At 68.4% G+C, this 11,116-nt stretch carries 8 protein-coding genes and 7 tRNA genes; 8 read left to right on the forward strand and 7 right to left on the reverse strand.

Annotation, left to right across the window (positions count from 1 at the left end):
- Positions 1-52: 52 nt before the first annotated feature.
- Positions 53-244, reverse strand: coding sequence for a hypothetical protein (locus RSA25_RS17100; RefSeq protein WP_332810041.1), 192 nt, complete (start codon positions 242-244; stop codon positions 53-55).
- On the opposite strand from RSA25_RS17100, the gene RSA25_RS17105 reads away from it, so the two are divergent.
- The 6 genes from RSA25_RS17105 to RSA25_RS17130 all read left to right on the forward strand — a co-directional run bounded on the left by RSA25_RS17105 (position 212) and on the right by RSA25_RS17130 (position 1,093).
- Positions 212-287: transfer RNA gene (locus tag RSA25_RS17105), tRNA-Ala, on the forward strand. The genes RSA25_RS17100 and RSA25_RS17105 overlap by 33 nt on opposite strands.
- A gap of 52 nt (positions 288-339) precedes the next feature.
- Positions 340-415, forward strand: a tRNA-Glu gene (locus tag RSA25_RS17110).
- 120 nt (positions 416-535) lie between these two features.
- Positions 536-611 (forward strand) — tRNA-Ala (locus RSA25_RS17115).
- 52 nt (positions 612-663) lie between these two features.
- Positions 664-739, forward strand: a tRNA-Glu gene (locus RSA25_RS17120).
- Between the two features lie 150 nt (positions 740-889).
- A tRNA-Ala gene (locus tag RSA25_RS17125) sits at positions 890-965 on the forward strand.
- Between the two features lie 52 nt (positions 966-1,017).
- Positions 1,018-1,093: transfer RNA gene (locus RSA25_RS17130), tRNA-Glu, on the forward strand.
- A 72-nt stretch (positions 1,094-1,165) separates the two neighbouring features.
- On the opposite strand, the gene RSA25_RS17135 is transcribed toward RSA25_RS17130, so the two are convergent.
- A complete protein-coding gene (locus RSA25_RS17135) occupies positions 1,166-1,582 on the reverse strand; it encodes a GNAT family N-acetyltransferase (RefSeq protein WP_332810042.1) in 417 nt (138 codons plus the stop codon).
- Positions 1,583-1,687: 105 nt separating this feature from the next.
- Here RSA25_RS17135 and RSA25_RS17140 point away from each other — a divergent pair, with 105 nt between their 5' ends.
- Positions 1,688-2,644, forward strand: a complete 957-nt coding sequence (locus RSA25_RS17140; protein ID WP_332810043.1) for an SOS response-associated peptidase family protein — start codon at positions 1,688-1,690, stop codon at positions 2,642-2,644.
- A gap of 10 nt (positions 2,645-2,654) precedes the next feature.
- Here the strand turns inward: RSA25_RS17140 and RSA25_RS17145 are convergent, their stop codons facing one another.
- Positions 2,655-3,035 (reverse strand): response regulator, encoded by a 381-nt coding sequence (locus RSA25_RS17145; RefSeq protein ID WP_332810044.1) that lies wholly within the window; start codon positions 3,033-3,035, stop codon positions 2,655-2,657.
- Between the two features lie 125 nt (positions 3,036-3,160).
- On the opposite strand from RSA25_RS17145, the gene RSA25_RS17150 reads away from it, so the two are divergent.
- A tRNA-Leu gene (locus RSA25_RS17150) sits at positions 3,161-3,247 on the forward strand.
- A 51-nt stretch (positions 3,248-3,298) separates the two neighbouring features.
- On the opposite strand, the gene RSA25_RS17155 is transcribed toward RSA25_RS17150, so the two are convergent.
- From RSA25_RS17155 to RSA25_RS17170, 4 genes are all read right to left on the reverse strand, one after another.
- Positions 3,299-3,823 carry a DUF4189 domain-containing protein gene (locus RSA25_RS17155; RefSeq protein ID WP_332810045.1) on the reverse strand — a complete coding sequence of 175 codons (525 nt, stop codon included), beginning with the start codon at positions 3,821-3,823 and terminating at the stop codon, positions 3,299-3,301.
- 127 nt (positions 3,824-3,950) lie between these two features.
- Positions 3,951-5,795, reverse strand: a complete 1,845-nt coding sequence (locus RSA25_RS17160; RefSeq protein WP_332810046.1) for a methyl-accepting chemotaxis protein — start codon at positions 5,793-5,795, stop codon at positions 3,951-3,953.
- Between the two features lie 300 nt (positions 5,796-6,095).
- On the reverse strand, positions 6,096-8,300 hold the full coding sequence (locus tag RSA25_RS17165; protein WP_332810047.1) for a PAS domain S-box protein: 2,205 nt from the start codon (positions 8,298-8,300) through the stop codon (positions 6,096-6,098).
- A 237-nt stretch (positions 8,301-8,537) separates the two neighbouring features.
- Entirely contained in the window at positions 8,538-10,910 is a 2,373-nt protein-coding gene (locus RSA25_RS17170) for a Tex family protein (RefSeq protein WP_332810048.1), read from the reverse strand.
- Positions 10,911-11,116 lie beyond the last annotated feature (206 nt).

Raw genomic sequence — 11,116 nt, forward strand, 5'->3', positions numbered from 1 at the left:
CCTGACGGCGGCCGGATCGTCAGCCACAGGTGTCAACCTATGGCAGGACGGGTCAGGCCTCGTCGCTGATCGACGTTGCTGCCGCCCTCGCCCGCCGATCAACCCATGCAGGCACGCGCCCGCGCAACGGCGATGGATTTTTCTTCGGTGTTTCAGAAAAAAGACTTGGCGTCGGCTTCACATCCGCGTAGAATTCCGCCTCCAGCATCGTGGGGCCATAGCTCAGCTGGGAGAGCGCCTGCATGGCATGCAGGAGGTCGGCGGTTCGATCCCGCCTGGCTCCACCACTCCAATCATTAGGCCGATTGAAGTGCAGTGACAAAATTTGAAGTTTCGTGCGTCCCCATCGTCTAGAGGCCTAGGACATCACCCTTTCACGGTGGCGACCGGGGTTCGAATCCCCGTGGGGACGCCACTCATCAACGACATCAGGCCCGGTTCGCCGGGTCTTTTTGTCACCGCCACCCGCCGGTTGCCTTGTGGTCTTCCACAAACGTGAACAGGCAGGTATAGTAGGCGGCTTGCAACACAACGTGGGGCCATAGCTCAGCTGGGAGAGCGCCTGCATGGCATGCAGGAGGTCGGCGGTTCGATCCCGCCTGGCTCCACCACTCCAATCATTAGGCCGATTGAAGTGCAGTGACAAAATTTGAAGTTTCGTGCGTCCCCATCGTCTAGAGGCCTAGGACATCACCCTTTCACGGTGGCGACCGGGGTTCGAATCCCCGTGGGGACGCCAGCTACAGACAACGACCCCCGGCAATGCCGGGGGTTTTTGTTTGTGTGCCACCGGGGGGGGGCCTACCTGCGTGGGTCGTCACGGGGCAACAAAAAAAGCTTCCCATAAGCAGAAACCGTCGCTATGATAGGCGGCTCGCAGCTTCAACGTGGGGCCATAGCTCAGCTGGGAGAGCGCCTGCATGGCATGCAGGAGGTCGGCGGTTCGATCCCGCCTGGCTCCACCACTCCAATCATTAGGCCGATTGAAGTGCAGTGACAAAATTTGAAGTTTCGTGCGTCCCCATCGTCTAGAGGCCTAGGACATCACCCTTTCACGGTGGCGACCGGGGTTCGAATCCCCGTGGGGACGCCAGCGACAAACAACGACCCCCGGCAATGCCGGGGGTTTTTGTTTGTGTGCCCGGTAGCGATCGTCGGTCGGCACTCACCCCACCACCTTGGCCATGCCCACCGAACGGGGCGCGGTGGGCTGGAATCCAAACTGGGCATACAGCCGGTTGGCGTCGCCATCGGCGATCAGGCTCACATAGGCACCCACGGCATGCACGCCCAGCCACTGGTCCAGGTGCCGCATCACCGCCTTGCCCAGCCCCTGGCCCTGCCATCGCGGCAGCACGGCGATATCCACCACCTGCAGGAAGCAGCCGCGGTCGCCCACCAGCCGCCCCATCGCCACCAGTTCGTCGCCGGCGCGGATGCATACCCCATGCACGGTATTGGGCAGGCCCAGCGCGGCGGCGGCTTGGGTTTTCGGGCTCAGCCCGGCAGCCACGCGCAGGGCGCGATACTCCTCCACGGCGGGCGGATGGGGATGGCATTGCAGGCCGGCGGGCAAGGTCATGGCAGGGCGTCCTGAAGGAGTGAGCAGGCAGCATCGCCCATCGGCCGCTCACCGCGTGCGACGAACCGGCCTATCCTGTACGCCTGCTCCCCCTGCCCTCGCACCATGTGCTATTCCGCCCAGATCCGTGCCGATTACACCAAGCTGGTCCGCGAGTTCGGCGCCATGATGTCGCTGGACGACTTCGCCCAGCTTTATGCCCACGATGCCGGCAAGCAGCGCCCGAAGACGCCCAAGGCCATGGACGACGGCTTTGCCGGCGCGCGCACCGCACAGGGCCAGGACATCGTGGCCAGGATCCAGCAATGGCACGCCGAGGAGATGCAGGCACTGGATGAGGAGATCCGCCTGCAGGCCGCGCGCCTGGCCGCGGCCGAGCACGCCCTGGCCGAGCGCCCCACGCAGAAGGCACGCAACGAGCGGCGCATCGCCGGCAACCGGGTCGAACGTGCGCAGGCGCGCCTGGACGACCTGCGCCGCACCGGCCTGCTGCCGCGCGACAGCCGCATCTTTCCCGGCGTGTACGCACCGGTGATCGTGTCCGAACACGGCCAGCGCATGATCAAGCCGATGCGCTACCAATGCCGGCTGCCGGACAAACCCGCGCGCAACGACACCCTCTACCCGGGCACCTACAATGCGCGCCGCGACAGCCTGGCATCGTACTGGAAGAGCGCGTTCGGGCATCGCCACGGCGTGGTGGTGGTGCAGTCGTTCTACGAGCACGTACCGCGCCACGCCATGGAACACCGGGCACTGGCGCCGGGCGAAACGGCAAGCAACGTGGTGCTGGAGTTCCGGCCGCAGCCGCCGCGCGACCTGCTGATCGCCTGCCTCTGGTCGGAATGGGAAGGCCCGGAAGGTCGCCTGCTGTCATTTGCCGCCATCACCGATACACCGCCACCGGAGGTGGCAGCGGCCGGCCATGACCGCTGCATCGTGCCGATCCGCCCCGAGCACCTCGATGCGTGGCTCAACCCGGACCCGCAGGACCTGGCCGCCCTTTACCGCATCCTCGACGACCGCGAACCGGTGTCGCTGGCCCACGCCGAAGCGGCGTGAACGGCCTGCCTCAACTGGCGACCGATGCGCCCTGCAGCGCGCGCCCCAAGGCGGCGTTCAAGTCGGCGGTCAGGTAGGGCTTGCTCAGCAGCACGCCCTGGCGGAAGGCCTCGGGCAGGTGATCCGGCGCCATGCCGGTGGCCAGCACGAAGGGAATGCCGCGCGCGGCCAGGGCGGCGGCAACGGCTTCGCTGGTTTCGTTGTGGGCCAGCCGGTAATCCAGCAAGGCCACCTGTGGCTCGCTCTGCGACAACAGGCGCAGCGCATCGGCGACCGAGGCCACCGGACCCTCCACCAGCGCGCCGACATGCGTCAACTGCATCTGCAGCAGCGTCGCACTCATCTCGTCGTTCTCCACCACCAGTACGCGCAGACCCTGCAACGTGCTCATCCCGGCTCCCTGTATGGTTCAGCACGGTGAGTATAGCGTCCGGGCCGGATGAAGGCCGTGCACGACGATGAAGCATTCAGGCCTCCCCAGAAGCGCCCAACTTGTATACACTACGCGGCCAGCCAGCCGAAGTGGCGGAATCGGTAGACGCAGCGGACTCAAAATCCGCCGCCCTTAAAAGCGTGTGGGTTCGAGTCCCACCTTCGGCACCAGGGAAGATGCAAAGGCCAGATCATTGATCTGGCCTTTTGCTTTTGGGGTGATCACTTACGCGTCGCTGCCGCCTCCGCCGCTGCCTCGACGGCAGCAGCCGCCGCCGCTGCATTGGCGGCCGCAACGGCCCGGGCCGTTGCCTCATTCATCGCCGCGTCCTGCGCCTCCGGTTTCGCTGCGCGTCGGGCGGGTGCCGGCAGTGGCCGCCCCTGCTGGCTCAGCGTCACCGGCACCGGCACGCGCTCGCGCCACAACAGCGCGAGCTGGCAGTCGGCGGCCTGGCGCCGGCACATGGCCTCGGCCTTGCGCTGGGCGGCGACATCATCCTTTTCCGACAGCGCATACCCTACCGCATGCGTGCCGGTGTAGAGCGCGGAGAACCCCGGCGCGTTGGTGCTGGCCTGGCCGCTGCAGTCGGGCGAGCGCTGCACGCAATAGCCCAATGCCTGCTGCATGGCCGCGCTGACCGTGCGCTTGTTCATCGAATAACCGTAGGCACCGGTGTCCGCATCGTAGAACACCGCCGATGCGGCGCCGGCGACGCCCGGTATGGCCAGTCCGGCGGCCAGCAACACCGCACCCGTTGATATCCATCGCATCCTGTCTACCTCGACCTTCCATGGGGAAGGTCGAGTATTGCAAATCCAGACCGCTTGCGCAGGCGCAATTGCCAGCGCCTGCTTGTCGGCATGTAGCGCCGCGTCACACCACCCGCAGCGTAGGTTGCCCGCCACCCTGGCGCGCCCCACCCCTGGCCGGCTCCACGCGGAAGGCGGCCACGGTGTGGCGCAGCTGGCTGGCCTGCTCTTCCATGCTGCGTGCGGCCGCGGAGGCTTCTTCGACGAGGGCGGCGTTCTGCTGCGTGCTCTGGTCGATGTGATCCACCGCCTGGTTGATCTGGCCGATGCTCTCGCTCTGCTGCTGGGCCACGGCGCTGATCTCGGTGACCAGCGCGCTGACCCGCTTCACGTTGACCACGATCTCATCCATCGTGCGCCCCGCGCTTTCCACCTGGCCGGTGCCGGCGCCCACCTTCTCCACCGAGTCGGCGATCAGCTGCTTGATCTCCTTGGCGGCACTGGCCGAGCGCTGCGACAGCTCGCGGATCTCGTTGGCGACCACCGCGAATCCGCGTCCGTGTTCGCCCGCCCGCGCTGCTTCCACGGCCGCGTTGAGGGCCAGGATGTTGGTCTGGAACGCGATACCGTCGATGACCCCGATGATGTCCACGATGCGGCGCGAGGAGGCATTGATCAGCGCCATGGTGGAGACCACTTCGTGCACCACGTGCCCGCCCTGCGCGGCCACGTCCACCGCGCCGCTGGCCAGGTCGCTGGCCTGGCGTGCGTTGGCCGCGGTCTGCTGCACGGTGGCGGTCAGCCCCTTCATCGACACGGCGGTCTCCTCCAGCGAGGCAGCCTGCTGCTCGGTGCGCACGGACAGGTCGCTGTTGCCTTCGGCGATCTCGCTGGCACCGACGGCAATCGTGTCGGCGGCAAACTTGATCTGGGTGATGATCGAGGCCGTCGCATCGACCAGGGCATTGATGCCCTCGCACAGCTCGGCGATCGGCCCGGTCTTGTCATCGGTGGCGATGTGCCCGGTGAGGTCGCCGTCCTTGGCCGCGGCCACCACCTGGCGGGTCTGTGCCACGGCCTGCTGCATGGCGTGGGTGTCGCGTACCTGGGCGGTGATGTCGGTGGCGTACTTGACCACCTTGAACGGCCGCCCGTTCATGTCGAAGATCGGGTTGTAGGACGCCTGGATCCAGACCTCGCGACCGTCCTTGCCCAGCCGCCGGTACTGCCCGGCGTCGTACTCGCCGCGCGCCAGCTTTTCCCAGAACAGGCGGTAGTCGGTGCCCTGGCGCTCCTGCGGATCGACGAACATCGAATGGTGCTGGCCGGCCACCTCGTCCAGGCGGTAGCCGGTGGTGGCCAGGAAGTTCTCGTTGGCCGACAGGATGCGCCCGTCCAGGCCGAACTCGATCACCGCCTGGGAGGTGTTGATGGCCGCCAGCTGGCCGGAGTAGTCAGCCGCCTGCTGCATCTGGGCGGTGATGTCGGTGGCGAATTTCACCACCTTGTAGGGCCGGCCATTGGCATCGAGCACCGGGTTGTAGGAGGCCTGTATCCAGATCTCGCGACCGCCCTTGCCCAGCCGTCGGTACTGGCCGGCATCGAACTCGCCGCGCCCCAGCTTGGCCCAGAATTCACGGTACTGCGCACTCTGCGCCAGCGCCGGATCGACGAACATGGCGTGGTGCCGGCCCTGGATTTCCTCGAGCTGGTAGCCCAGCGTGCGCAGGAAATTCTCGTTGGCCTGCAGGATGGTGCCGTCGAGGTCGAACTCGATCACCGCCTGCACGCGGTGCAGCGCGGCCACCTGCGCCTCCAGCTCGCGCCGCCGGCGCTGTTCGCCCGCATCGGCCGCGCCACGCGCGTCGCGACGGGCGACAAAGGGCGCCACCAAGGCGCGCCACGGTGAAACGACGGGGTCGGCATCCCGTTCCTGCACATGCGCATGCATGCCTGAAGTAAGCATCATCTGATCCTCGGTGCCCGGTAGCTGTTGGGATCCGACGGGCAAAACGCCCGCCGGCACATCGATTGGCTGGGGGACTAGCGAGGACGTCCTTGGGGCGACGTCGCTCCTGCGGCTTGTACAACATGGTCTTGCTTCCTGCAGACGCTGTGTTGCAAAGGCACGCGGTCCCGGCCACGACGAGCGGGGGCAGCCTGGGGCCAGCGTGGAACCACGCGATCGCGGCTCCATAGGGGGTATCGACACCCGGGCACGGAAGTTGAGGACGGGCCGACCAACGGTCAGCGCCCTGCCCCGGGGGCTTCAGCCCTCGCCGCCCTCGGTGCTCTCCACCGCATCCAGCGGGTCGCTGGCCTGGCCGAGGGCGGTTTCGACCTGCACGTTGTTCTTGCCCAGGGCCTTGGCCCGGTAGCACTGGGCGTCGGCGGCGGCCACCGCCGCGTCCACGCTCATGCTGCCGCCGATCGCGGCGATGCCGATGCTGGCGCCCACGCTGAGGCGCTGCAGGTCCCAGGGGATGGTCAGCCCGCGCACCGACTCCAGCAGGTCGCTGGCGATGCGGCGGGCGCGCTTGAGCGAGCAGCCGGCCAGGATCACGGCGAATTCGTCACCGCCCAGCCGGGCCACGATGTCCGAGTCGCGCACGCCGTGGCGCAGCACGTTGGCCACCGCCCACAGCATGGCATCGCCGGCCAGGTGGCCGTGGCTGTCGTTGATCGGCTTGAAGTTGTCCAGGTCGATGAACATCAGCGAGGCCGACTGCCCGGTGCGGGCCACGCGGGTGATGGCCTGCTGCAGGTGCGCCTCGAAGCCACGCCGGTTGCTCAGTTCGGTCAGCGGGTCCACCTCGGCCAGGTGGCGGGCCTCGCGCTGGCGGGCGCGCTGCTGGGTCACATCGCGGATCACCCAGACCGCCCCGCTGACCTGCCCGTCCTCACCGCGCAGCCAGGCCCGGGTCACATCGACCGGGAGCAACTGGGCGCCCACCGACAGCAGCAGGTCCGAGTGCAGGTCCACCGCGTTGCTGTCCGGGTCGAGCAGGACGGCGATGTCCAGTGGCGAGCGCGGCGCGTACTCGGTGGTGAGCTCCATCACGTCCTGGACCTGGCTGTGGGTCAGCGGTGCCGCGCCTGCACCGGCCAGGGCGCGGGTGGCGGCGGCATTGGCGTACTGGATCAGGCCCTGCAGGTCCAGGGTGAGCACCATGTCGGCCACCGCATCGAGGGTGACGCGGGTGCGCTGTTCGGACTCACGCAGTTGCAGGCTGCTCTGACGCTGGGCGGTCACGTCCTGGATCTGCGACACGAAATGCAGCGGCTCGCCCCGTTCGGCGCGCACCAGCGACACCGACAATCGCCCCCACACCGTGTTGCCGCCCTTGCCCAGGTAGCGCTTGTCCATGTGGTAATGGTCGCGGCGCCCGGCCAGCAGGTCACCGACCAGGGCCAGGTCGGTGTGCAGGTCGTCGGGGTGGGTCAGGGTCTGGAAATCGATCGCCAGCAGCTCGGCGCGGGTATAGCCGAGGATGCCGCACAGCGCATCGTTCACGTCCAGCCAGCGCCCTTCCAGCGACACCAGCGCCATGCCGAGCGCCGCCGAGGAGAACGCGCCGGCGAACTTTTCCGCCGCCAGGTAGGCCTGCTCGCGCACTTCCAGCAGCGGGGTGATGTCCACCGCCATGCCCACATACCCGATGCGCTGGCCGCCACCGCACGCCAGCGGGCTGATCGACAGGCGCACCTGGCGGCGCCCGCCATCCTTGCGCACGAAGGTCCACTGGTGCGACCAGGTGCCCTGCGCCGCGCGCGCGGTCAGCGCCTCGAACACGGTCGGCAGCCGGCCCTGGGCATCGGCCTCGGGCTGGAGGTAGGCGTGCATCTCCTCCCTGTCATGGAACAGGCCCGGGTTGACCCGCCCGACCACCTCCTCGGCGCTGTAGCCCAACAGCTTCTGCGCGCCGGTGTTGAACAGGTTGATCACCCCGTCGATGTCGGTGGCGATCACCGCCACCTCGTCGGAGGCATCCACCACCGCCTGCAGGCGCTGGCGCATGTTGGCCGCGTCCTGGCGCGCGTTCTGCAGGTCGGTCACGTCGGCGTGCGCACCGGCCATCCACAACGGGCGGCCGTCCGCATCCCACTCGTATACCCGGCCGCGGTCCTGCACCCAGATCCAGTGGCCGTCCTTGTGCCGCATCCGGCACAGGCTGTCGTAGTGCGGCGAACGGCCTTCCAGGTGTTCGGTCAGCAACGCGTTGGACTGGGCCAGGTCATCGGGGTGGACCAGCCGGAAGAAGGTGTGCGGGGTGATCGGCGCCAGTTCGTCGCAGCTGTAGCCGACGATCTGCGCCCAGCGCTCGTTGACCCACATCCGCCCGTCCTGGACATTCCATTCCCAGGTGCCGGCCGCCATGCCGTCGATGATCATCTGCAGGCGCCGATGGCGCTCGGCCATCTCCTGCAGCGCCAGGTCGCCGCCTGGGCCGATGTCGGGCGCCTGCCCGCTCATGGGCGCGGTTCCATCCACGGCCAAGCGCCGCGTCGCGCGGTGCGGGCCCCTGTTCGATCCTCCGGTCCTGCCTGCTCCATTGTCATCTGGCCTCCCCGCCACGGGCCACAGCCTACGGGCATTTGAGGCCAAGTGTGAACAAAGCGGAGTGAAACCAGAAGTGTCGGCCCCGCAAGGGCCGGCGACAGCGGCCAGGGAACCGCCTGGCGGCCCCTGGCGTGCCCGCTCCGCGCCGGCTCAGTCGCCGCGCTTGGCGCGCGCGAAGGCGTCGGCCAGGGCGTTGTTGGCCGGCGGTGCCGCGCTGCCCGGGCGCGGGCCCGGGGCCGGGCCACGGCTGTTGCCGCGCGGCCCGCCATTGCCGCCCTCACGCCGCCCGCCCCCGGCCGGGCGCGCATCGCGCTCGCCGGGGGCCTTGGCCGGGGCCGGGGTGTCGTCCAGGCGCCGGGTCAGGGCGATGCGCTTGCGCGCCACGTCCACCTCGAGCACCTTCACCTTGACGATATCGCCGGCCTTGACCACGTCGCGCGGGTCTTTCACGTAAGTATCGGCCAGCGCGGAGATATGGATCAGGCCGTCCTGGTGCACGCCGATGTCCACGAACGCACCGAACGCGGCCACGTTGCTGACCACGCCCTCCAGGATCATGCCCACCTTGAGGTCCTTCAGTTCTTCCACGCCCTCGGCGAAGCGCGCCGCCTTGAACTCCGGGCGCGGGTCGCGGCCGGGCTTTTCCAGTTCCTTGAGGATGTCCCGCACCGTCGGCACACCGAACGTCGCATCGGTGAACTGCTCGGCCTTGAGGCTGCGCAGGAAGCTGCCATCGCCGATCAGCGCCTTGATCGGGCGCGCGGTGGCGGCCACGATGCGCTCCACCACCGGGTAGGCCTCCGGGTGCACCGAGGAGGCATCCAGCGGCTGGTCGCCGTCGGCGATGCGCAGGAAGCCGGCGCACTGTTCGAAGGTCTTGTCGCCCAGGCGCGGCACCTTGAGCAGGTCCTTGCGGCGCTTGAACGGGCCGTTGTCGTCGCGGTGGCGCACGATATTCTCGGCCACCGTGGCCGACAGCCCGGACACACGCGCCAGCAGCGCGGCCGAGGCCGTGTTGACTTCCACGCCAACCGCGTTGACGCAGTCTTCCACCCGCGCCTCCAGCGCGCGCGCCAGGCGGTACTGGTCCACGTCGTGCTGGTACTGGCCCACGCCGATCGCCTTGGGCTCGATCTTGACCAGCTCGGCCAGCGGGTCCTGCAGGCGACGGGCAATCGACACCGCGCCACGGATGGAGACATCCAGGTCGGGGAATTCCTTGGCCGCCAGCTCGGAGGCCGAGTACACCGAGGCACCGGCTTCGCTGACCACGATCTTCTGCAGCGTGGCCTCCCCCAGCGCCTTGATCACCTCACCGGCCAGCTTGTCGGTTTCGCGGCTGGCGGTGCCGTTGCCGATCGCGATCAGCGCCACGTTGTGCTTCTGGCACAGCTGCTTGATCGTGTGCAGCGACTGGTCCCACTGCCGGCGCGGCTCGTGCGGGTAGATGGTGTCGGTGGCCACCAGCTTGCCGGTGGCATCGACCACGGCGATCTTGCAGCCGGTGCGGATGCCCGGGTCCAGCCCCAGCACGGTCTTGGGGCCGGCCGGGGCGGCCAGCAGCAGGTCCTTGAGGTTGTCGCCGAACACCGCGATCGCTTCGGCTTCGGCCTTCTCGCGGGCCTGGTTGAACAGGTCCAGCAGCAGGTGCATGTGCAGCTTGGCGCGCCAGGTGAGGCGGCAGGCGTCCAGCAGCCAGCGGTCGCCCGGCCGGCCGGCGTCACGGATGCCCGCCTTGAACGCCACCCGGCCTTCGGCGTACTGGTTGCCCGCCTCGGCATCGGCGCCCGGGTCTAGCTCCAGGAACAGGATTTCCTCGCGGCGCGCGCGGAACAGCGCCAGCAGGCGGTGCGATGGAATCCGGGCCAGCGCTTCGGTGTGCTCGAAGTAATCGCGGTACTTGGCGCCCTGCTCTTCCTTGCCCTCGGCCACGCGGGCACGGATCACCCCGTGTTCGCCCAGCCAGGTGCGCAGCTCGCCGACCAGCGCGGCATCTTCGCCCCAGCGCTCCATCAGGATCGCGCGGGCCCCTTCGAGTGCGGCCTTGGTGTCAGCCACGCCCTTGTCGGCGTCCACGAAGGTGGCACCGAACACCTGCGGGTCCAGGCCCGGATCGGCCAGCAGGCCATCGGCCAGCGGTTCCAGCCCGGCTTCGCGCGCGATCTGGGCGCGGGTGCGGCGCTTGGGTTTGTAGGGCAGGTACAGGTCTTCCAGGCGCGACTTGGTATCGGCGCCCTGGATCTCGTGGCGCAGCTCGTCGCTGAGCTTGCCCTGTTCGTCGATGCTGGCCAGCACCGCGGCGCGGCGGTCCTCCAGCTCGCGCAGGTAGGTGAGCCGGGTTTCCAGGTTGCGCAACTGGGTGTCGTCCAGGCCACCGGTGACTTCCTTGCGGTAGCGGGCGATGAACGGGACGCTGGCGCCTTCGTCCAACAGGGCGATGGCGGCACGCGCCTGGGCAGGCTGGGCACCGATTTCATCGGCGATGGTCTGGGCGATCTGCTGGGCGAGCGTGATGTCAGGCATTGCTTCCGGCCGGAGCCGCAGTACGGAAAGACCCGATTGTGGCAACGCAGGCCGGCGGGGGGAAGGCGTTGACAGCGCGCGCCGAACCTGTCGCCCGCTGGCGCGTTCTGATGTGGTGGCCGCTGGCCCCTCCGCGAAACGATCGGTAGTGCCGGCCGCTAGCCGGCTCCTAGAAACGATCGGTAGTGCCGGCCGCTGGCCGGCTC

Origin of the sequence: Stenotrophomonas sp. (assembly GCF_036662295.1) — a bacterium.
Classification (GTDB): domain Bacteria; phylum Pseudomonadota; class Gammaproteobacteria; order Xanthomonadales; family Xanthomonadaceae; genus Stenotrophomonas.